Source organism: Robertkochia marina (genome assembly GCF_004799345.1).
Classification (GTDB): domain Bacteria; phylum Bacteroidota; class Bacteroidia; order Flavobacteriales; family Flavobacteriaceae; genus Robertkochia; species Robertkochia marina.
In genome coordinates this window covers 721099-744925 of record NZ_SSMC01000003.1, presented here as the reverse complement: position 1 = coordinate 744925, position 23827 = coordinate 721099, and the positions used below count along the sequence as shown (strand labels likewise).

At 40.2% G+C, this 23827-nt stretch carries 19 protein-coding genes; 7 read left to right on the top strand and 12 right to left on the bottom strand.

What is annotated here, in order from left to right; all coding sequences use genetic code 11:
• The first annotated feature begins 363 nt into the window (after positions 1-363).
• The 7 genes from E7Z59_RS13710 (at position 364) to E7Z59_RS13680 (ending at position 6524) form a co-directional block, all read left to right on the top strand.
• Positions 364-717 carry a helix-turn-helix transcriptional regulator gene (locus E7Z59_RS13710; protein WP_136336899.1) on the top strand — a complete coding sequence of 118 codons (354 nt, stop codon included), beginning with the start codon at positions 364-366 and terminating at the stop codon, positions 715-717.
• Positions 718-920: 203 nt separating this feature from the next.
• Positions 921-2078 (top strand): tyrosine-type recombinase/integrase, encoded by a 1158-nt coding sequence (locus tag E7Z59_RS13705; protein ID WP_136336898.1) that lies wholly within the window; start codon positions 921-923, stop codon positions 2076-2078.
• A gap of 12 nt (positions 2079-2090) precedes the next feature.
• Positions 2091-2945 (top strand): hypothetical protein, encoded by an 855-nt coding sequence (locus E7Z59_RS13700; RefSeq protein WP_136336897.1) that lies wholly within the window; start codon positions 2091-2093, stop codon positions 2943-2945.
• 87 nt (positions 2946-3032) lie between these two features.
• The gene (locus tag E7Z59_RS13695) at positions 3033-3377 is read left to right on the top strand and encodes a helix-turn-helix domain-containing protein (protein ID WP_136336896.1); all 345 of its coding nucleotides are present in this window, start codon (positions 3033-3035) and stop codon (positions 3375-3377) included.
• Between the two features lie 3 nt (positions 3378-3380).
• On the top strand, positions 3381-3614 hold the full coding sequence (locus tag E7Z59_RS13690) for a hypothetical protein (protein WP_136336895.1): 234 nt from the start codon (positions 3381-3383) through the stop codon (positions 3612-3614).
• A 1-nt stretch (position 3615) separates the two neighbouring features.
• A complete protein-coding gene (locus tag E7Z59_RS13685) occupies positions 3616-5004 on the top strand; it encodes a DUF3987 domain-containing protein (RefSeq protein ID WP_136336894.1) in 1389 nt (462 codons plus the stop codon).
• Between the two features lie 107 nt (positions 5005-5111).
• Complete coding sequence (locus tag E7Z59_RS13680; RefSeq protein WP_199287199.1) at positions 5112-6524, top strand: DUF6965 family protein; 1413 nt, start codon at positions 5112-5114, stop codon at positions 6522-6524.
• 24 nt (positions 6525-6548) lie between these two features.
• Here E7Z59_RS13680 and E7Z59_RS13675 read toward each other — a convergent pair whose 3' ends face one another.
• The 12 genes from E7Z59_RS13675 to E7Z59_RS13620 all read right to left on the bottom strand — a co-directional run bounded on the left by E7Z59_RS13675 (position 6549) and on the right by E7Z59_RS13620 (position 23826).
• Entirely contained in the window at positions 6549-7391 is an 843-nt protein-coding gene (locus E7Z59_RS13675) for a hypothetical protein (RefSeq protein WP_136336893.1), read from the bottom strand.
• 576 nt (positions 7392-7967) lie between these two features.
• A complete protein-coding gene (locus tag E7Z59_RS13670; RefSeq protein ID WP_136336892.1) occupies positions 7968-9149 on the bottom strand; it encodes a Gfo/Idh/MocA family protein in 1182 nt (393 codons plus the stop codon).
• 7 nt (positions 9150-9156) lie between these two features.
• Complete coding sequence (locus tag E7Z59_RS13665) at positions 9157-10485, bottom strand: Gfo/Idh/MocA family protein (RefSeq protein ID WP_136336891.1); 1329 nt, start codon at positions 10483-10485, stop codon at positions 9157-9159.
• A complete protein-coding gene (locus E7Z59_RS13660) occupies positions 10478-11854 on the bottom strand; it encodes a 3-keto-disaccharide hydrolase (protein ID WP_136336890.1) in 1377 nt (458 codons plus the stop codon). The genes E7Z59_RS13665 and E7Z59_RS13660 overlap by 8 nt, the downstream gene beginning before the upstream one ends.
• A gap of 21 nt (positions 11855-11875) precedes the next feature.
• A complete protein-coding gene (gene fucP / locus E7Z59_RS13655) occupies positions 11876-13213 on the bottom strand; it encodes an L-fucose:H+ symporter permease (RefSeq protein WP_136336889.1) in 1338 nt (445 codons plus the stop codon).
• Positions 13214-13399: 186 nt separating this feature from the next.
• Positions 13400-14590 carry a mannose-6-phosphate isomerase, class I gene (gene manA / locus E7Z59_RS13650; protein WP_168731309.1) on the bottom strand — a complete coding sequence of 397 codons (1191 nt, stop codon included), beginning with the start codon at positions 14588-14590 and terminating at the stop codon, positions 13400-13402.
• Positions 14591-14626: 36 nt separating this feature from the next.
• Positions 14627-16054, bottom strand: coding sequence for a sulfatase-like hydrolase/transferase (locus tag E7Z59_RS13645; RefSeq protein ID WP_136336887.1), 1428 nt, complete (start codon positions 16052-16054; stop codon positions 14627-14629).
• 16 nt (positions 16055-16070) lie between these two features.
• Positions 16071-17360 (bottom strand): glycoside hydrolase family 71/99-like protein, encoded by a 1290-nt coding sequence (locus tag E7Z59_RS13640; RefSeq protein ID WP_136336886.1) that lies wholly within the window; start codon positions 17358-17360, stop codon positions 16071-16073.
• Positions 17347-19665, bottom strand: coding sequence for a GH92 family glycosyl hydrolase (locus E7Z59_RS13635; protein WP_136336885.1), 2319 nt, complete (start codon positions 19663-19665; stop codon positions 17347-17349). The genes E7Z59_RS13640 and E7Z59_RS13635 overlap by 14 nt, the downstream gene beginning before the upstream one ends.
• A 129-nt stretch (positions 19666-19794) precedes the next feature.
• Positions 19795-21126, bottom strand: coding sequence for a glycoside hydrolase family 71/99-like protein (locus E7Z59_RS13630; protein ID WP_136336884.1), 1332 nt, complete (start codon positions 21124-21126; stop codon positions 19795-19797).
• A gap of 99 nt (positions 21127-21225) precedes the next feature.
• Positions 21226-21942, bottom strand: coding sequence for a DUF3823 domain-containing protein (locus E7Z59_RS13625; RefSeq protein WP_136336883.1), 717 nt, complete (start codon positions 21940-21942; stop codon positions 21226-21228).
• Positions 21943-21945: 3 nt separating this feature from the next.
• The gene (locus tag E7Z59_RS13620; RefSeq protein ID WP_136336882.1) at positions 21946-23826 is read right to left on the bottom strand and encodes a RagB/SusD family nutrient uptake outer membrane protein; all 1881 of its coding nucleotides are present in this window, start codon (positions 23824-23826) and stop codon (positions 21946-21948) included.
• Position 23827: the final 1 nt, after the last annotated feature.

The following is a 23827-nucleotide window of genomic DNA, read 5'->3' as shown; positions in this document are numbered from 1 at the left end:
TTGAATTAATTGGAATATTTAAGATTAGTAATTAAGTTCAATTTTATCTGTTTTGTACCTTATTTGTACCTCAACAATGCTAATATATTGATTTTCAGTGGTAATTACTTTTTGTATCGGAAAGTAACTTCATATTATTAAACCAACCAAAAACATATTATAAAACTACCTTAAGCCCCTATTTACAGGGGTTTGTTGTTTGGTGCAATATATAGATTATTTGCGATAATATGTATTTATTTTGCGCATATTTGTACCTTATTTGTACCTTAGTACTCGAGGTACAAGATTTAGAGGCAGTTAGCCTTTTATTTTTTGCGCTTAAATGCACTTAATTACACTTATTGAATCTTATAAACGCTTATGGCTACTAAAATTGAGGTAACAAGAATATGCGAATATTGTGGGGAGGAGTTTAAAGCTAAGACCACAGTAACCCGGTATTGTTCTCATAGATGTAACCAAAGAGCATATAAGAAAAAAGAAAGGGAGAAGAAGATCCTTTTATCCAATATGGAAACGGAGAGAGTTAAATCCGGATCTAATGCATCAATAAAGGATAAGGATATTTTAAACGTGAAGGAAGTGGCCAGTTTGTTACAATGCTCTGTTAGATCAGTTTACTCTCAAATTGCTAAGGGGAATATTAAGGCTATTAATTTAGGTGAACGATTAACCAGGATAAGAAGATCAGATATTGAGGATTTGTTTGAATGAAAAATATTTTGCTTTATAAACCTTGTGCACTTGTGGCACTTTTGGCACTTTCCTACAATAACAAAGGGTTGCGGTATGTTTTGAGTGGCATTTTGTTTGGCACTTTTGGCACTTTGCCTCTTGTTTCTGCCCTTTTTATGCGTTTGAGTAACAGTTTGAAGATCACTAACCACTTTTGAGTACTACAATAAATCAATTAACCTATGGCAATTAAAGTAAGTTTGTATGATAGGCCAATTAGTAAGGGAAGGCGAAGTCTTTATCTTGACATTTACCCTCCTATTATAAATCAGAAAACCGGAAAGCCAACCCGTAGGGAGTTTTTAAAGCTTTACATCTATGAGAAGCCGAAAACCCCAATAGACAAAACCCACAATAAAGAAACATTGTATTTAGCGGAGAGCATCCGACAAAAATGGGAGAATAGGTTGAATAAGCCTGAGATTTATAGCGAATATGAGAAGGAGCAGTTAAAAAAGAAGGAGTTAGGCAGTCGGTGTTTTGTGGAGTACTTCGAAGCCTTGAAAGATAAGCGTAAAAACGCTACCAAAGATAATTGGGGAGCCGCCTTTAATTACTTGAAGGACTTCACAGGGGGAAGCGTTAAATTTGCCGACCTAAACGAGAAGTATCTAGAGGAATTTAAAGAATACCTTTTAACAGTAAGAAGTAAAAGGAGTGAAAAAACCACTCTTTCCAATAACTCTGCTGCTTCTTATTTCAATAAGATAAAAGCAGCTTTAAGAGAGGCTTATAAAGAAGGTCTATTGCAAACAGACCTCAACTCAAAAATCAAGCCCATTAAGCAAGCGGAAACACGAAGGGAGCACTTAACCCTTGAAGAGCTAAATAAATTATATAAAACTCCTTGCAATAACCCCCTATTAAAGCGTGTAGCTTTGTTCTCAGCTCTTACAGGGTTGAGGTTCTCTGATATACAGAAAATGACTTGGAGCGAATTGGAGTATATTAAAGGGAACGGGTATTTTTTGAATTTCAATCAAAAGAAAACAAAAGGGGTTGAGGTTCATCCTATATCGGATCAAGCCTACCAACTAACTGAGGGAACAGATCATCCCGGAGATATGCCGCAGGAATCAAAAGTATTTGAAGGATTAGAATACTCAGCCTATCAAAATAAACATCTTCACCAATGGATCGGAGCAGCCGGAATTACTAAAGAAATAACCTTCCATTGTTTCCGGCATACATTTGCAACCCTCCAACTTTCTAACGGATCGGATATTTATACAGTTTCAAAGATGTTAGGCCATAAAGACCTTAAAACAACTCAGGTTTACGCAAAAATCGTAGACGAGGCCAAACGTGAAGCAGCAAATAGAATTAAACTCGACTTTTAAACTCCTTAAAAAATGAATTTACCTCAACTCAAAGAATGTGTGATTATTCATTATGGTTGTAGTGCGTTTGGAAGCCCCGAACATAATATTTTTTGGATTGGAGCAATTTACCATGATCCCGGGAAGCGTTATTTTTTTCACCACTTCCAAAAATTTAAGGAAGCTGAGATTATTGAGTTATTTCATAACCTTATTCAAAGCAACAAGGAGAAAACCTTTATTCATTGGTCTATGAATAGCCCTAAATTTGGTTTTCCGGCAATTGCTGACAGATACCAGGAGCTAACAGGCCAAAGTATCAACGTTTACCCTGAAAAGGAAATAGACCTCTCTGAATACTTAAAAGAGAAATATGGTGTAGACTATATTGAGAGAGAAAATGGAAGGCTTAATAACCTGGCCAAACATAATGGGTTTACAGGGTTTCAAAGTGATATTGAAGTAATTAATCAGCATGATTCTGCGAATCGATTGGAGCTTATATTTTCAATCGTACAGGCAGAAACACAAGGGAAGTTAAAAGTGTTAACCGCAGAACCTCAATCTAAAAAAACGAAGTATGAATCTAAGTTTTATGGGCTTGCTTATATTTTTGATTGTATAGTAACAGGTAAAGAGATTATTTGGAACGGTAAAAAAGAATTAGAATACATTGGAAGCAAAACCTATCAAACAACCGGAAACACCTTTTATAAGGCTGTGTCAAGGAAGCTCAATAATATTGATTTAAATTCCTTTGATTCAATAAATAAAGTATGCGGAACTAACAGACTAAAACCCGTTGACTGGAGAGAGTTGGTGTTAGATATTGCTATAAATAAGGATGAGGTAGAGAGCTATTTAAAAAGCAAAGGCCTATTAGAGTAAAATAAAAGGGCATATAAAGGGTGCGCCCCGTTAGTGCCCCCTATATGCCCTAAGTTACTTGCATGCATAATAATAAATCTAAATATTATGCATAACGTAGTATTAAGCCCGATCGATCCGGAGCAGCTAATAAATAGCATAGCGGAAAGGGTATCGAAAAACATCTTGAAAGACCTGGAAGGGATAACCTCAACTTCTGAGCCTTCCGATCAGATTTTAACGGCTGAGGAGGCGGCCAAATTCCTAAACCTTCAACTACCTACAATTTATAGTAAAGTAAGCCGGGGAGAGCTTCCCGTAATGAAGAACGGAAAGCGTTTGTACTTCTCTAAAGCGGATCTCATTGCACATCTAAAAGGAAGCCGAAGTAAATCCTTCTCAGAGATTGAAAAGGATGCTGAGAGCTATTTCATTAACAAAAAAAAGGGTTGAACAATGGAGAGAAGCCAAATGAACAACCCGGAGCGTCAAGAGCAGGGTAAATATACAAAATTAGAGGTAATAAGTGCGTTAATCGGGGGGCATCATGTATTCGAGATTTACTACCAAAATCGAAGGTTAATAGGAACATTCCCGGATGGTATTTGGGGAAATAAGAAAGCCATGATAAGAGAGGCTAAAAAGTTAATTGACCAAGCCCACCAAGTTGAACCCTTTAAAACCCTCTAAAATGAGTAGCATCAAGAAATTAAACCCAACATACGAGCCTTTAACCCAACCTGAAACATTTAAAAACCACTTAAAAGACCTGAGAAAGGAGAACTCCTTCCCGGTGGAAGCCTTCCCCGATCATGTGCAGCGGATCATTAACGAGACAAACCAAAGCCTTAACTTTCCTATTGACTTTATAGGAGCCTCCCTCCTTTTTGCTACCTCTGTAAGTATCGGGAATAGCTACAAAGCTATTTTCAAAGAAGGGTGGGAAGAAAAGGCGGTTTTATATATGGCGATTGTTGGAGCTCCAGGAACGAATAAGAGCCACCCTTTCACCTTTGCCCTCAAACCTATTGAGGAGAAGGACAGGCAAAGCCATAAGGACTACGAGAGGCAAAAAGCGGAATTTGATGCTCTCCAAAACCTCAGCAAAAAAGAACTCAAAGAGCAAGAGTTAGAAGAACCTATTAAGCCAATTTGGGAGCAGCATTTAGTTACGGACTTCACCCCGGAGGCTTTAACCGATATACACCGATTCAATAATAAGGGGTTAGGGGTTTACGCTGATGAGTTGGCAAGTTGGTTTAATAACTTCAATCGTTACAACAAAGGGAGCGAGGAGCAGTTTTGGCTAACCTCCTGGAGTTGCAAACCTATCCGAATTAACCGCAAAACAGTTGATCCGGTTTACATAGCCTCCCCCTTTATATCCGTAGCCGGAACGATCCAACCGGGAGTATTAAACGACCTTGCCGAGAACAGAACCCGAAACGGCTTTTTAGATCGAATCTTATTTGCTATCCCTGACCAAATTAAAAAAGAGAGTTGGAGCGATAAGGATTTAAAAGCTGAGGTTCCGGAGGTATGGAGTAGGATATTAAACACCTTGTTACAATCTCATGTAAGTATTGACGAGAGCGGAGCACCTGCCCCCAGCGTGCTGAGGTTCTCAAAAGAGGCAAAGCAAAGGGTGATGGATTGGCAAGAGCGAAACACTGATTTAATCAACGAGGAAGAGAGCGAAGCACTCCAGGGGATATACTCGAAATTGGAGGTTTACGCTATCCGTTTGAGCTTGTGCCTCGAGTTATTGCATTATTCCTGTAAGCAAGGGAGTAACCAAACAATAAGCCTTGAAACAGTAGAGAAGGCCTTGAAGTTAGTGGAGTACTTCCGTAATACTGCAATAAAGGCTTATAAGGTGATCTCCAATGAAGATCCAGTAAGTAATTTAGACCGGACTAAAGCAGCACTTTACGAGGCTCTCCCCTCTATTTTTGATACCGCTCAGGGGGTTGAGGTTGCAGATTGCTATAAGATCCCGGAGAGATCGTTTAAAAGGCTATTGAAAAATAAGGAGCTCTTTGTACGGGTGAGCCACGGCAAATACGAAAAGTTGCTATAAATCACCTTTATCCCTAACAAACCAACCAACTTTTTAAGGCAAAATGCCAAAAGTGCCAAACAAAATGCCACTTAAAACACCCTCTCAACCCTTGTAAATAGTGGATAGTGTCAAAAGTGCCACAAGTGCACAGGGTTTACGGAAAAAATAAAAACACCATGATTTCAGATTATCGTTATCAATTAGAACAAGGTAGTAAAAAGTATAATTGCCCGGCCTGTAATAAAAGGAGGTTAGTAAGATATATAGACCTTGAAACAAAGGAGTACTTACCGGAGATTTATGGCCGTTGTGATCGTGAGGCAAGTTGCGGTTATCACTCCAACCCTTACCAGGATGGATACGCAAAAGCGATATGGAAGCAAGAGCAGGGGGATAATGTAAACTTCACTCCTTCCCCTCCCGTAATGGTTAAAAAGCCAATAGAGAGGCCTGTAATAGCTTATATACCTGTTGAGGTATTGGAGAGCACCTTAAAAGAAATAGGGAGCTCCATTTTTATTCAAAACCTGTTGCAAAACGTTTCCTTTCCTTTTGAGGTTGAGGATATAGAAAAGGTAATTTCACTGTATTATTTGGGAGGAGTAGCAGAAACGGGAGCGGCTACCTTCCCCTTTATAGATGAGAAGAACAAGATTAGAGCCATACAGGAAAAAATATTTGATAAGCAGAACCACACCAACAAGAGAATAAAATACCATACTGCCTGGATTCATTCCCGGTTAACTTTCCACACCTATAAAAACAAACCTCTCCCGGAATGGTTAAAAGCTTATAATAAGAACGAAACAAAGGTTTCCTGCCTATTTGGAGAGCATTTATTAAGTAGATATCCTCATAATCCCGTTGCATTGGTAGAAGCTCCCAAAACGGCTATTTATGGAGCTTTATATTTTGGTTTCCCTGAGAGTGATCAGGATCTCATATGGTTAGCTGTTTTTAATCTCAGTAGTCTGAATTTAAGGAAATGCAAGGTATTAGAAAATAGAGAGGTTTATTTATTTCCGGATCTCTCCGAAGAAGGGAAAGCCTTTAGGATGTGGAGTGATAAGGCTGAGGTATTAGAGAAGCAAATTCCCGGATCCCGTTTTTATACTTCCGACTTGTTAGAACGTTTGGCCAGTGAACAAGACCGGGAAGAGGGTAACGACTTAGCCGACTATCTAATAAAACAGGATTGGCGATTATTCAGAAAGCAAGAAGAAGCTAAGCTCCCAGAACCTCAACCCTTAATTTCAGATGAGATAGACGAAGCTTTATTGGATATGATAGATGAAGAACCTTTGGAGAGGTATAATCACATCTTAAATGAAGATTGGAGTAATACGATCAATGAATTAGAGAGCTTCTATTCTAAAATTGACCTACCTCAGCATCCAATAAAACTAAATGCTTATAGCACTATTCAAGATTGTGAGAACTTTATTAATACTCATTTGAAAATAGTTAAATCTCACAATGGAGAAAGGCTGTTTTCTCCTTACCTAAATAGACTACAAGAATTAAGGGGAAGGCTTTAACACCATCCCCTTTTTTGATTTTGTTTAGAGCTTTACAAGATCAGTATCTTTCCCCTCATAAATAGTATAGTAGGTATATTCATCTTCTCCTTCATACCATCTATAACGAGATTGATTAAAGCGAAACATTTTTAAAGCCTCATGAATTTGTTCCTGAATCTCCTTTTTATTCCTGTTGGCAGCAAAAACACCCCCTGTAAAGTTTATGTATTTACTTTTAGATCCATTTGAGAACACTTCTATATCATTTTCCCACATCTTATTTGAAGCAATCTCAGTGTATTCCTTTCTTAATCTTGGGAACTCACGAGATTGAATTTTAACTACTTTTGATTTAAGAGTTTTGGCAAGTTCTTGTATTTCCGGGTTTTCAGAATCCTCCCCCTCATTTATCATATCACCCCAGGCGCCAAACATTGCAATTTCAATTTGAAGAGCTTCTATTGTTCCTTTATAAGGGGAAAAATCAAAGCCATCACTAAGAGATTCAATTTCTTTTTCAAGTTGATCTTTTTGGTTATTCAACTCAGATATACTATTTAAACTATCTGCCTCTTTTATCAACTCACTAGCTTCTGAATAATGAAGACTTTCTTCATCTATGTTGTTGAGTTTTGAAATAGCTTCTTTATAATTCCCTTCCGCAATCATGTTTTTAGAATCGTCTAAGTAATCCTTTGCCATTTCCTCTTCATCGTGAAAGGCTATTGAAATAGAGAATATCACTAAATAGGATAGGAAAGAGAATAATACCACCTTTAATCTAGTGGGTTTCTTAACAAAAGGGATTACCCAAGAAGGTTTTATTAGTCCAACGAATAAACCCAAAATGGGCAATAAAATAAGGAAACCGAGAAATGTAGCCATAATGATTAGTATTTAATAAAAAGGCTTGGGGGAAGGTTTATCAAATAAAGTCAAGGTGAATTTAGATTAAAAAATCATTGAAGCAAAATAATTCCTACAATAAAATAAAGGGGTATGGGGTTAAATCATGAGAATCAGAAGTGTAGAACATCGCACCTACCTCAGAATTTTACTACACGCTACTTTTAAGGGGGAGCTTAAAACAAAAAAGGGCTGATAAGTGATAACACCTCAGCCCTGCTTAATATGATCTCAATTGTTGATTTATGGGGTTGATATTGGATTAGAAACCATTTGTTCTATGATACATTTCTTCCTGTTTATTTGGTTTTGTAAAGATTGGTTGATGTAATCGGTTAAGCTGATTTCGGGATTAAACTGGGGTTGGTTACTCTTTTGATTCATTTGAATTAATTGGAATATTTAAGATTAGTAATTAAGTTCAATTTTATCTGTTTTGTACCTTATTTGTACCTCAACAATGCTAATATATTGATTTTCAGTGGTAATTACTTTTTGTATCGGAAAGTAATTCGTGATTTAACGACATATATTGGAATCACCTTAAGAATCACGTCATATTTTAAAATTTTGCCGCTTAACAATTCGCTGTTCAAGCAAGGCTTCCAGCCCCATTTGTACACAAATAGAGGCCATGGCTCCTGTTTTAGCATTTGATAATGGCATCGTATTGTTTTTAATACTATCTCTGAAATCTATCAAGGCTTGCTTGCTGGGATCCTGATGATCAAAACTAACCGGAATACCCTTGCCTTGTTCCCAATTAATAGTGGCGCCCGAGACACCATCGACATCTCCATACTCCTTTTCAATACTTATTTCCGGGTAAAACCATGCGTTGGTATAATCTAAAATAAAGGCTCCCTTATCTCCCATGATCTTAATACCGTAATCGCCCATGGCGTTACTGGTCAGGCAGGTGAATGTTGCCCTGACTCCATCGGGATAATCATAAATCATATGGACATTATCAAAGGTTTCCCTTCCATCTTTCCAGTAATCGATACCTCCTGTCCCCATTACCTTTTCCGGCATGCCACCCAGGACCCAATTCGCAAAATCAAGCTGATGTGAACACAGTTCAGCTAAAAGTCCTCCGGAATATTCCCTATACATTCGCCAATTGATCATACGTTCCCATTTAAGGTCGGGCACCGGTCGCCTCCAATTACCGTTTCGATTCCACTGGCACTCAATGGCAGTGATCTTGCCAATGGCTCCTTCGTGAATCTTAGTTACAATATGATTATAGAGCCTTGAACTATGGTACTGGTGGCCTACCTGGAATACTTTATCAGAAGATGTTGCTACATCTACAAGCTGCCCGATACCCTCGTATCCTTTTGCCATTGTCTTTTCTCCATATACGTGTTTCCCCGCTTTAAGAGCGTCAGAAATTATTTGTGAATGGGTGCTAAAAGGAGTGGCTACCAAAACCGCATCGATATCCTTATCATCCAACAATTTTCGATAATCCGTATATCCTTTTGCTTTGCCGTCAACCTTTGCCAGGGCCGCTTTAAGCCTGAAGGGTATAATATCACAGCATGCCACCACCCTCACATTCGGTATTTCATTCAAAAACGGAATGAGACCTCCCCCACGATCACCGGTACCTATCACCCCGACATTCACTGTTTCCAGGGTGTTATGAATACCAAATCCCAGAATGGCCGGAGCACTGCACAAAGCTGTGGTACTCACCAGTCCTTTCACAATAAACTCGCGTCTTTCCATAGTTCTTTTAAAGTATTGGTTCCCATCCGGGCTGGTATTCCCTCTTCCAGCTTTGCATAGCTTTTTCACTATTTAATACGCTCCCGGTTTGGGTATCTATTTCTAAGGTGTGTCCGGCATCCTGAGCCATATTACCCAAATGACAGATCATCGTGGAAATACTGGCATCCCTGATATCTGAATTTAAGGAAGCATCCCTCCTTATCCCATTGAAAAAATTTGCAATATGATCAACATCAAGACCTCCAATGCCTTGTGTATTGACAGTTTCACTATCATTTTCTTCCATTTCTGCTTTGAGCATATTGCCGTCAAGATCATACAATTTGTAGAAATTCCTGCTTAATTCAATAACCCCCTTACTGCCATAAATCGTGACTCCCCGACCGGGTCTTTCCGGTTTCATTAAACCACGACTATGAGAGGTCCATGTAATATATCTCCCATCTGAGAAGCCATAGGTGACCTGTTGATTATCCGGGAATTCCCAGTCATCATCATAGGTGAATTTTCCTCCGTATGAAGTTACAGTTTCAGGGAGATCGACCCCCAGGGCCCAGCGGCAAATATCAATTTCATGGGTCCCGTTATTGTGTATTTCGCCTGTTCCCCAGCTTCTGAACCAGTGCCAGTTGTAAGGATGAATATTGTCGCGGTACTTTTCTCTCGGTGCCGGACCCTGCCACAAGTCCCAATCCAGTGATACAGGTACATCAATAAACTTACCTTTGCCTATTGACCCGCGGTTGTTGGAATAATAGCCCTCTCCTTTAAACACCCTTCCAATAACCCCGTTTCTAATATCTTTAATGGCCATCATAGAGGTTTTTGCAGACCGCTGCTGGTTGCCCATTTGCACTTTTTTGCCATACCGGTTACAAGCATTTACCAAAAGGTCATTCTCATGGGGATTATGGCTGCAGGGCTTTTCTACATAAACGTGCTTCCCTGCCTGCATAGCCATAATGGCCATAGGCGCATGCCAGTGCTCGGGGGTTGCAATAAAAACCGCATCCACATCTTTGTCTTCTAACACTTTTCTAAAGTCCTTCTCTACCTTAGGCACATAACCAATTTTTTCCAGACACCAGGAATTGTGTTTTTCCAGGATGTCATCATCAACATCACAGCTGTATAAGACCCTGGCTTTAGGATCCTGGTGAATGGCCAGCACATGGGCCTTGGCACGACTTCTTACGCCTATGACCGCACAATTTATAAAGTCATTTGCTCCCAGAATTGACAAGGTAGAACAGGAAGGAAATACCAGGCCTCCCAATGAGACTGCGGCAGCACTTGTTGTAGTTTTTTTTATAAAATTGCGTCTGTTAATCATCGTTGAGCTCTTTATCAAGGGATTTGATTTTGATATTTTTGAAACTTACCCGGTTACCATGATCCTGTAATAATACAGGGCCCGCAGGGATCTCACCGAAGCCTGGCCATATATTGTATTTGCTTTCCGAAACCAATTTTCTGAAGGTAGCACTGCCTCTTTCATATTCCAACACCTTCATCCCATTAAGCCAATGTTCTACATGGTTATCTTTTGAAACAATGTGGGCTGTATTCCATTGACCAACAGGATTGACCAATTTGGCCGTATCAGCCGGGATAAGGTCATAGAGGGAAGCAAGGGTTCTGCTTCCTTCATGATTCCCCAATGTTGCATCCGGATGAAGGGCATCATCAAGTATCTGATATTCGAGTCCTATAGACGATCCCGGGCCTTTGTTCAGATCTGTATTTACATAGTATTTAATTCCGCTATTGGCTCCTTCGGTTATTTTAAAATCTACCATTAGCTCAAAATTTCCGTATACACCGGTAGTCACAATATCTCCACCTGCTGCAGATTCAGCTCCATCTGAAGCCAAAACTACCAAGGCACCGTCTTCTATAATCCATCCTTTTTCCGGAAATTTTTCAGAGCGCGCTCCGCGCCATCCTTCCGTAGTTTTTCCATCCCACAACAATTGCCAGCCATTCTTTGATTCATCATGCATTATATGATTCGCTGTGATCAAGGGAGGCAGAGGCATATCTTTCGAATATTTCTCCAAACTGTCTGTCAGTATCTTAATGTTACGCCATACGATCTCAGTTCCTTCCTCCTGCTCCTTCCCTATGCTGTGTACCTGGAGGCCTATAAAACCCTTTCTGGTCTTATCGTCGATCAAATGGGCGACAGGAATCCCGTTCACCCAGGTTTTCAAAGTATCGCCATAGGCTTCAATCCGGTAATGGTTCCAATCATTTTGTATAAAAGCCTTTTGCGCCCTCAGGTCTTCTTTAAGAGTATAAAGCCAACCTCTTCTTCCCTCATCATAAATGCCTCCACTCCAGGCTCGTTCTGAAGGATCGATTTCTATCTGGTATCCGTGAACCCTTCCATTTTTGTAATGTGGAATACTGTTGCTTCTTATCTGTATCCCCGAGTTCATAGACGAATCTACTTTGTATTCTAATTCCAGGATAAAATCATCATACATCTTATTGGTGGTTAGAAAAGAATTAGGGGTGTCATGAACTGTAGTCCCGACTATGGCGCCTTCCCTAACCGAGTAGGAGGCGTTCCCCCCCTTCTGGTTCCAGCCCTCCAAAGTACCCTCAAACAGGTTTACCCATGGCGTCTGATCTTCTGGCGATTTAGCACAAGAAAAGCAGAAAAAAAGCGCATAAATTGTATATTTAATTTTATTCATTAGATAGGTCTTTTTTAATATTTAAGGAAATACACTATTTGCCGAACCCTGCTTATCTCTAAAAAGCACATCCATACCATACCAGAAAATGTAAAGAAAGCACAGTAGAGGCAGTAAAAATGAAAAATTGATTTCCGGAACGCCCAGAATTCTTGTATCATCTACCGCAGTTCCTCCTATATCAATAAATACAGCCTGTAGTTTGGGCAGTAAAGCTCCACCAACAATAGACATGATCAGCCCTGCAGAGCCCACTTTAGATTGCTCTTCTGTAAGATCTCCCAGAGCAATTCCATAAATCGTAGGAAACATGGGTGACATCCAGAATGAAACAGCTACAAGGCAATACAACCCTAACGACCCGTGAATTAAAATTGCACCCAATAAGCTGATCATACCAAAAACTGCGAAAATTTGCAGCAATTTTCCAGAATGGATATACCTTAAAAGGTAGGTGCCAACTGCCCGGCCAAGAGTAAATAAGACAAATGCTCCCATTTGGTAATACCCTGCTGTTACACTATCCATCCCAATGGCCTCAGCATATTGGTAAATGTAGGTCCAACACATGATCAGGCATCCCACATGACAAATTTGCGAGATAACTCCAAGAACATATTTACGGTTGTTTTTTAATACAAGCAAGGTGTTTTTAATTCCAGGCATGCCATCACGATCCCTGGCCTGAGGCATTTTACTTAAGAGAAATACCATAAAAATGCCGATTAATACTAATCCCAGGATCACATATGGATCTCGTATGACCAATAGATCTGATGTTCGAATCATCATTTTTGCAGATTCATCCATGGCGCTGAAATCTGTAATATCATCAGACTGTAATTTTTTTAAAACAAATTGCTGAGCAACAAATAACCCCACAATTAAACCCAGCGGATTAAAAGCCTGGGCAAGATTTAAACGTTGTGTGGCAGTTTCTTTAGCCCCCATAGCCAAGGCATAGGGATTCGCAGCAGTTTCCAGAAAAGCGAGCCCAAAAGTGAGAATGTAAAGCCCCAGGCAAAAGAACCAAAACTGTTGAGTAACGGCTGCCGGATAAAACAAAATGGCACCTGTGGCATACAAGCCTAAACCGATAAGGATTCCTACCTTATAAGAATATCTCCTCATAAAAATTGCTGCGGGAAGCGCCATGCAGAAATACCCTCCATAGAAAGCCATTTGCACCCAGGCTGCTTCAGAATTTGATAATTCCAATACTTTTTTAAAAGCCTGCACCATTGGGTCAGTCACGGCATTTGCAAAGCCCCATAAGGCGAATAAACTGGTAAGAAGAATAAAAGGAATCAGTACTTCTTTGGATACCACTGGAATGGCTTTAGGTTTGGTTGGGTTCATATTAAAATATTTAAATAAAAATCAATGTCATTTTTCTATGTAATGATTACAATCTCATCGGTTCTTCTTCCGGGAGAACTGATTTTAACAGTCTATCTCCAAAGCAGGAATAAATTTGGTTCTTTACTTATTCAACCGGGAGCCTTTCCTTCGCCGTTTTTTAGGTTTAAAAACCGTATAACAGGGTTATGTCTTTCCGCTGGCAGCTTTAAAAATAACGGCGGAATTTCTTGCCTCCAGGTAATAATGACACCCGCATTCAACAAAGGCCGATTGTCCTTTGCTTAACACCAACAGTGCACCATTTTTCTCTCTCATAGCTACGTCACCTTCCATGACAAGTAAGATTTCACTGGAGGTGGAGGTCGTGCAATAAATTTCGGAGGATAGAATTTGAATCTGACTCAATTGAAAGTCAGGGACATCACAAGCATATATGCGCTCCATCCCATCTTCCTTTAACGTTCCCCTTATAATTTGAGGTTCTATTTCCTGAAATTTGGTATGTTTTAACAACTGCCGGACATCAATATGCTTCGAGGTTAACCCACCTCTGAGAACATTATCTGAATTTGCCATCAATTCAACATTCTGCCCTTCAAGATAAGCGTGAGGGACTCCTGTCGGTTGGTAAATGCCTTCTCCTGGCTTGAGCTCGACCAAATTGAAAAAGTAAATCGAATAAATCCCTTTATCAAAATCTCCGTTTTCTTCAAACTGTATAAAAGCCTTTGCCGCCCAATAGTCAGCAGAAGTCTTTGACAATATGCCCTCCCGGTAAAGGGGTAAAATGCGTTCAATAATAGGTTTAAGGATTCGTTTTCGCTCCTTAAAATCCTGGTTCATCACCTTGTTATACAACCCTTTGATTCCATCGGACTGAAGAGCTGGTATCAGCTCATGAAATTCAGGCACTTCCCTTAGCCGTCCCAAAAGCTTTTCTTCAGATAAAAACCCGTGAAGCAACCAGAACTCACTAAGGGCTACCATTATCTCGGGTTTGTGATTCTGATCTTTAAAATTTCTTTCCGGATGATCAATGGGGATACCCTGGAGGTTTTCAAGAAGATACTCCTTCTTTGCACTTTCTTTAGAAGGATGAACCTGTATCGATAACATATTCTTCACATCCAGCACCTTAAAGAGAAAGCTCAATCCACTTGCCTTAACGCCACCTGATTTGAAGGTATTCAGAAAATTTCTGAGCGAAGTTTTACCCTTGGGTAATACAATATCTGCCTGCCCCCTTTCATGGGTACCCAACCAGTATTCAGCGTAAGGTTTTCCATTTTTTTCCAACCCTAATAATTCGGGAATAAATTGCGTTCCACCCCAGGAATAAGACTGGGTTTTCCCTTCAAGCGGATAGGTTTTCACGTTCGAAATCATATCTAAATCAGGCGGTCATTTATATTACTTATCCTGTTCAACCAAATCAGGATCGGCGGAGTTAAAGCCGGCTTTAAATGCTTTGGTAAGGGCTTTTAGATGCTCAACCTTAAGAATCATATTAGGTGCTTCATTGATTTCTTCTTCAGGGTCCCGGCTCACATTAAACAATTGCACTCCTTCCGTGCTATGTTCCGGTAATATACCGGGGTAATCTGCCGGAGAATATTGTTCTTTCTGGGCAATGATCGTAGAACCATCAGGGCCCCTCGGATCTTTCCAATCATCGGCCGATTCAGGAATAAAACCGGTAGGGTTCTCAAGAATTAACTTAAAATCACCTTCTCTTACAGAAATGATTTTGTCATTATGCATACTGAAAACAGGGCCGTGAAGGGTATCAGCGCCTTGTAAGACAGATGTTATATCCTGACCATCCACCATTAAATCAGGAGCTTTTGTCTGGGTTAATGCACATATGGTTGGTAAAATATCCGGGGCCCAAAGAGGAATTGAAACTTTTGCATTTTTCGGTAGAACCTTAGGATATCTTATTAGGAACGGGACACGTATGCCCCCTTCCCAATTGGTTGCTTTCATTCCTTTGAGTCCGCCAGTACTTCCTCCGTACCAAGGACCATTATCTGACATGAAAATAACCACGGTGTTGTCAAGAATATTGAGGTTTTTAAGTGTTTTCATTATCTCCCCTGTTGACCAATCCAACTCGTTTATCACATCCTCATAAAGGTTGTTTTTTCCTCCGGGGGTGTAAAATGAATCTGAAACAGCAAGGGGTTTATGAGGCATGGCATGAGACAGGTACAAAAAGAAGTTAGTGTCTTTATTTCGCTTAATAAATTCAATTGACCTTTCTGTATAATCCCTGGTAATTGTTCTTTGATCTACCGGATAGTGCAATGTGTCTTCATTACTCATGATTTGAACCGGTCTCATATCATTGGAATAAAGAATACCATAATACTCGTCAAAACCCTGCCTGTTTGGAAAAAATTGAGGCTTATGGCCAAGGTGCCATTTTCCAATAGCCTTTGTTTTATAACCTGATTGACCTAAGATCTCAGCTATGGTTTTAGCCTCAGGATTTAACCCAATGGTATCTACCCCAGCATGAGCATCGGGAGTTGGATTTTTAATCAATCCATGCCTTAGCGGAAACATTCCGGTAAGGATAGAAGCTCTGGAAGGTGCACAATAAGGGGTAGTAACATAAAATGCCGTGCTTATTACTCCTTCTGCACCAATATTATCAATATTTGTAGTGGTGTAAGGAGACTGTTCATAAACAGAAATATCTCCGTAACCCAAATCATCAGCAAGAATGATCAACACATTGGGCCTGGAAAGTTGGCCCGTACTTGTTTCAGAGTCGTTGCAGCCATATTGAAGAAGCACAACCAATACGACCAAGAATGCTTTTATAATATGCATAACGGGTCTTTTAGTATTATTTCTTTTTGTTAACCGGCATTTCCGCCGAAAGCGGGATTTCCTTGCGAAGCATTTGTCCTGCGAGGCCAGTTAGGAACAGGTAATGATCTGATGCAACATCATCATTACCGACAAATTTGACACCTTCACCCGCGGGAGGAGTATTTTCAATGGGAATAATAGCTGTACCTTCATCCACCTCATCGAACATAGCAACATAAAGCATTTCACCACCGGCAAGAATGGCATTGTAGATCAGGTCCCAATAAAACTTTCCACCTTCTCTTGGTATAGCACCATAACGTGAATGACGGGTGAGCCCCTTATTTCTGTTTGCCAGATTCTTCCAGCTAAATCCGGGATAAACTAAGGGAACATAATCTACCTTGTTTTCACGACACCACCGAAGGTCTTCAATGACATGATCCCTGTATCTGATCTCATCCTGGTGTAATAAGGGAGTAAAGCGTTGAACCATCCAGGGAAGCACAATATCGGCAGAGCGAATAATATCATGCAAATAAGGGTCGGGCAGGCAGTCTTTATTTAAGGTTCTGAAATAGGTGGGTACTCCCAGTAAAACTGAACATCCCCCATATTCGGGATCATTTTTCAAAAAATCAATTAAACGATTAATGCCTATAGACCGGATATCATAAGGACGGTCAGGAAAGCCCAACCCCCAAATGGCTACAAGGGGTTTGCCATTATGGTGAAGGTAATTTTCACTTTGAGTTACTCTGAGATGATCTACTAATTTTTTCCAGTCTTCAATAATACTGGAACAATCATCTACTCCAGGTTGTAATCCTGAAAGATCGTACATGACTGACAAGGCACGATTATGCTGTTCTGCTGCCTTAAGTGCATTAGAAAGGATCACATCCTGGGAGTTATCACGGTTAGCATGATTTTTAGTTACATTAAAAAATCGCTGCATGAACACCCCATCCACTCCATATTGTTTCATCCATTTAAAATGTAACTGGGTGGTGCTTTTGTCCAGGGAACTGAAGACCCTGGCCTTTGAGCCATCGTCAAAGGTGAACTCGGTTTTATAGGTGTCTTCATACTGAGCTACCTCAGGCCAGAAATCAATAGTATTGTGGTCTTTATCGAATTTCCCGTCGGCTCCATAATGATTCCATCTTCCGGTCCCATCCTTGGGTGTTCTGAACCATCCCTGGTACCCGGCCATTACCAGCCCTTTATAACTTGAAAACTTACTGTTTTCAAGATGTTTGTTCTGTGAGATAACCAGGTTGCATAAAAGCATACCGGTTAGCACAAGGTTAGAGTGCTTCATAGCTATTGGAGGTAAAAAGTTCGACATTTTTTTCAGGGCCCATTTCAAATTGCAGGGTACCTCCTTCCAGAATATCTGTATGCTCAAAGAATGGAGTTTCCAACTTTTCACCATTCAGATAGACTGATTGTACATATTTATTAGAAGTACTGTTATTATTGGCCAGGATAGTAAAGGTTTTACCATTATTGAGTTGAATTTCAACAGCATCAAAAATGGGACGCCCAATAGAGTACATGGAGCTTCCAGGATTAAACGAATAGAAACCCAAGGCATTGAGTATGTACCATGCAGACATCTGACCACAATCTTCATTGCCCGACAATCCGTTAGGATCATTGAAGTAAAGACTGTTCAGTATACTATCAGTGAGTTGTTGGGTTTTCCACGACTGTCCAACAAAATTGTATAAATGACTAATATGGTGACTAGGCTCATTGCCATGTGCATACTGCCCGATCAGACCGGTAATATCAGATGACTTTTCATCTCCTTTTATTTCAGAATCTGTGGAAAATAACTCATCAAGTTTCTCGGTGAATTTTTCTTTACCTCCCATAGTTTCAACCAGCCCCTCCACATCATGGGGTACGAACCAGGTCCATTGCCATGCATTTCCTTCCACATAATCATCTTTGCGATGCCGGGAAAATTTAGGATCAAAAGGCTCCTTAAAAGTACCGTCATTATTTACACCTCTCATAAACCCTGTTTCTTTATCAAAATATTGCTTATAAGCCATCGATCGCTTCATAAATTCATGGTATATCTCTTCCTTACCAAGAGCATTGGCCAACTGTGCTATGCACCAGTCGTTAAAAGCATACTCTAAGGCTTTAGATACTGACTCATTTTCCAGGTCTGCCGGTATGAATCCCAGGGTTTCATTATAATATTTGGCTTTGGGAACTAACTTATTCTTTACATTTTCAGAAGGAAATGCTATAGAGGTGGTATCATAAGAAGCAGCGTGTACCATGGCATTTAAGGCCTTTTCTGCATCAAAATCACGATTGCCTTTGGCGTAAGCATCTGCGATCACAGATACAGCATGGTAGCCAATCATAGTTCCTGTATAATTCCCAGACAATTCCCATTTGGGTAAAATTCCACCATTTTCATATTTATCGAGGAGAGACCGAATAAAGGCAGCATTTTTTTCCGGTTCCAATATATTTTGCAAAGGGTGATACCCTCTAAAGGTATCCCAAAGTGAAAAAACTGTATAAATATCACCGGTTGCTGATTTTTGAATTTCCCGGTTCATCCCTCGATACCTTCCATCAACATCATTAAAAACATAAGGGCTCAGGTAGGTATGGTAGAGTGAGGTATAAAAAATAGCCTTCTGATCGGCAGAGCCGCCTTTAACCTTGATCTTGTTCAGTACGTCATCCCATTGTTTTTGGGCCCTGTTTCGAATCCGATGGAAATCCCAATCTGGCACCTCCTCTATCAAATTTTTCTTTGCACCTTCATAATCAACTGAGGATATTCCTACCTTAACCAATAAAGGAGTAGACTGTTCTTGTTCAAAGCGGATTACAGCCTGGGTGTTCTGGCCATTGACCTGTGAGTTGGCCTCAGATTTAACCCCATCAACGTACAGGGTGGTTGTGACGGGACGATCGAACTTTGCATAAAAAAAGACATCATGGTTTTGTGCCCAGCCTTTTGTTTTCTTATGCCCTACAATTTCCGTTTCACTTATAACCTTTATTTCATTAATCGTATTCTCATGTCCGTGGATGGTATGGGCCAAATCAATAATTATACCCGGATCATGGCCCTCGCGGTAATTATATTTATGAAACCCTACTCTTTTGGATGCCGTTAACTCTACTTCGATATTATAATCTTCCAGTTCCACCGTATAATAACCGGGTACAGCATTTTCGGTATCATGATTAAACCGGCTGCGATATCCTGTTTCCGGATTCTCCGGGGAGCCCGGCTCAATATGCGCTTCTCCGGTAAATGGCATAAAAAGTACATCTCCCATATCTCCAATTCCTGTGCCACTTAAATGAGTATGGCTGAAACCGAGAATAGATGTATCTGTATAGTGATAGCCACCACAGGCATCCCAGCCCAAGGTCCTGGTGTCCGGGCTTAACTGTACCATTCCATTAGGAGTGGTTGCTCCCGGAAAAGTATGTCCGTGCCCTGAAGTCCCTATAAAAGGATTTACAAAATTGGTGACTGGAACTTCGGCCTTGGAAACCATGTCATTTCCTTGAGCTCTATTACAACCACTCAAGTATATAGAGGTGACTATTATAATTCCTGAAAGAATAATTTTCATAAAACTAGGTTTGTAGTAGATTGATATTGTACAATGAGGAATTTCTCAAAATTCCTCAACCACTAATAATTCAGGGATTAATTGCTAATAAAGCCATCCCCCGTAGCGGATTTTATTTTAGCGGATTGATCAACGTTGGGGCATGGTTACTCCATATTCTCCTTCTTGGTGGAACCAATTCGCAGCCTGACCAGTAAGCCACAGATAATGATCTGTTCGAAGAGTTTCATCTAGCCCGATAAACTTACCCCCATCATTCCCATTCATAGGCACATTATTTTCCAGCGAAACTTTAAAAATGGCTGTACCCTCATCAATTTCATCGAACATAGCTACATACAGACTTTCTGCACCCGCAAGCTTGGCTCCGGCTACTTGTTTCCACAGAAATTCACCCCCATGCCGTGGAATCTGATCATAGAGCAACGGATCTTTTCTAAGGTTTCCCCATGAAAATCCGGGAAAAATCACTGGTACATAATCCACATCATTACTATTAGTCCAGCTGATGTCCTGGAGTATATTATTCGAATCAAAGCTTTCCATCTTATAACGCCCAACGGCCCATGGCATGATGATATCAACTTTTCTTATAAGGGTATGCAACCCGGGATCATTTTCTGTATCATTCCCCATAGTTCTCCAGTAATAAGGCACGCCCAGCATAATCGAAACTTTATTAGTCGGACCTTTCAGACGCGTAACGAGCTGATCCACATCAGCTATTGAATAATCACGACCATCATTAAAACCTACTCCCCAAACCGACATTAAAGGTTTCCCGTTATGCCGCAAGTAGGTTGGATGCTTCAGGTTGTTAAACAGGTCAAATTCATTGACAATTGTATTCCAGTCTTGTTCGACATAAGCTACTCTGTCACTGGAACTTCCACTGAGGTCATACATGACACTTATAGCTCTGTCATATTTCTTTGCTGCAATAAGAGCACTTTCCAGCACTTTATTAAAGTGCCTTCTACCCTTTTCATTTGAAGGGTGAATCTCAGCAACAAATCGCTGCATATGTACCCCGTCAATACCGTGATCTTTCATCCATTTAAAATGGAGATCTATCGATTCAATGTCGTAAGGACTATATAAATAGGCAGGACTTCCGTCGGAATAGCTAAAGGGAGTGATATATGACTTGTCATATTCTGTCATGTCTGGCCACATATCAATACTGGAACAACCCGGATAAAATCCACAATCGTTCTTATAGTGATACCAGCCACGATTACTTTCATCACCCTCTGCTGCAAACCAACCCTGGTATCCGGCCATGACGAGATTTGTATATGAGGTATAAAGACACCCCGTTTCATCATAAACCTTTTCCTCTACAGGGTCTGGCGTTACAGAAGTCAGGTCTTCTTCCACTGGGTCCGAATCATTTGAACATGAAACTACCAACAAAAGAGCGGTACTTAATACAGATGCTATGCTGGAGATAATTTTCATAATTAATTTTTAAGGGCTGAATTTTTAATGCTTCCAGACTCCCCGAACAGGGAGCCTGGAAATGCATCATAGGTAACTATTCAACTTTAATTGGTTAAGCTATAGCTGAATATTTTCAGCAGGCGCATAATTAAATCTTGCATTTGGTGCATCGTATAAGGCTCCAATTCGAAAAAAGTAACTTTTTCCTGTTTTCAGATCAATTTCATTATCAGCATTAATACTCAAGGTGTAAACCGTAGAAGGATCACTCACCGCATTAATTTCTTGTTCTGCTTTTGTAAGCCTCATGGGTTCGCCAACATTGCCGTCGGCCCCGGCATATAATCCGACTTTTTTCACCTGATTAACACCGGTTTGATCTAAGCTGAAAGTTGCGGTAATAATATTTCCGGATTTCGAGATACTTGGATTGATGATTCTGATATAAGGTGTTACCAGGAGTTCCAATTCTTTACTGCCACTAATGTTAGTGACGATCGTATCTATAGGGTGAAAATTAGTCTTGATAGGATAAATATTATAATCAGCAGAAAACAACTTACTATCTCTAAAAGTTCCATCCACCTTGTAATTCATGAATTGTGGAGAAACATTCTCCCATCCATGTTCTCTTAACTCTAATTCGCCCCCGCGAATAATATCTTGTTGAACAAGTTCTCCTGTGGCCTCATCGATTATGCTACCATACAATTCTGCATCAGGCCCCTGCAATTCATCTAATTCACAAGCCGTACTCAACCCGGCAAAGACCATTAGCAATAACAAATAGGTGTATTTCTTCATAATTGTCATTTTTAGTTTTTTATTTTTCATCAATTAAGGGTTCTGAATCAAACCATTAAGTCCGGTTCCAGGAATCTTTCTGTAATAATTAGTTACATCAAAAGTCTGCGGATCATTACCACGAATTCTATTTCTCAAAAAGATATATTCATAAGGACCATCTCCTCTCAAATCAAGAACCGGGAATAAAGCATGTTTTCTGGTATTATTAAAGGTCGTATGGTACGATCTCCTCCTCATTAAATCCCATATCCTTTTATTCTCGAAGGCCAACTCGACAGTTCGTTCTCTCATAACATTTTCAACAGTTAAAGGAATATCGGTCTGATGAAATGCTCTTTTACGGGTGGCATTCAAAGCTTCAGTAGCTTTGGCAGCATCTCCTAATCCACTCTCTACGACAGCTTCAGCATAGTTTAATAATACCTCGGCGAAACGGAACTCTGCAAAATCTGTAGTACCGCGATTCCAACCGGGAATCACAGGGTCATTACTCAATAATTTTTTAAAACCAAAACCTGTTTTGGTCATGTTTCCCCCGTAAGGATTAAAACCGGAATGGGTCTCCGGATTATCTGTTCCGTAGGTATAATAGGTCGTTCCATTTACATCTATGCTGGCATTGGTCTCTACCCTGGCAACCCCATCCGGTTGAATGTACCCTGCCTGATAAATAATTTTCACACCTTTCCAATCAGAAAATGGTAAAATAACCGTGGCTCTTAAACGTGCATCTTTATCAGCAAAAAGCGCTTCAGGATCACTGTAATGAATATATTCTCTTGAAGCATCGAATCCGTTGTAATTATCGACATTGCCATCAACAGTCGTTATAATAGGGGCATCTTGCCCGGGGTTACTGTAGCTCTCAAAAAGATCAACAAACTCCAGGGTTGGACAAAATCTTCCAGGGTGTGGCCAACCATTTCTTGTTTGTGCCGGATTAAACCAGATATCGTAATTATTACCATAACTGTCTCCGGGGATAGTTCGGCCTTTAATCAAAATAGCTTCCTCAGGTGCAATGTTAGGATTGGCAAACATAGCCCGGAAATTTGTTGCAGCTTCCTCTGCACTAGCCGGGTTTGGCTTATAAAGTGAATACGGTCCATTGTCCATTAGTTCTGCAGAGGCGTCGATACAGGCTTGATAGTACCTGTTCGCTTCTCCAGCGGGAATACCTACTAAATTCTGGTTCACAGCATCTCCTGTAAGGTCAACATTATCACCAAACTTAGCTATGGATGCGGCATGCAGTGCCGCTCTAGATTTCAGCGCTAAAGCAGCCCATTTTGAGGCTCTTCTACCATTAGAGTTCCCCAGAGAATTAATGGCTACATCACTCTCTTCAAGGATGAAATCCCAGGTTTGTACTTCTGTATTTCTTGGAACTATTAATGAAGAAGGGTCTCCATCATACTCCTGAGCCTCCAAAAGGATAGGAACTCCTCCATACCTTTTTGCTAAGCCGAAATAAGTAAATGCTCTAATAAAAGCGGCTTCGCCACGATATAGCGCCTTTTGATCTTCGGAAATATTAAGGGTGGGTATTATTTCTATAAACAAATTGACATCCCGGATTAATCTAAAAGCAGGGTCCCACCAATTCAAGTAACTATCATTAATAAAGCTATTTCGTTCACTGTGATGTGCTAAACTAGTTAGCATAGCATTATTAAAACCTCCATTATTAGGGCCTCCCTGATTGTAATTAAATCCTTCTTTAGGGAAATAGGTGAGGTCCTCAATTGGTAATCGATCATACAAGTCGGCAAGATATAGTTGAGTACCTGCAGGATCTGCAAACAGGTCATTTGCCGTAATTTTATCGGTAGGTTCCAGATCCAGGCTATCACTACATGCAAAACATGTAATAAGGAAGGAACAGTACACTATAGTTTTTAACGTTTTCATA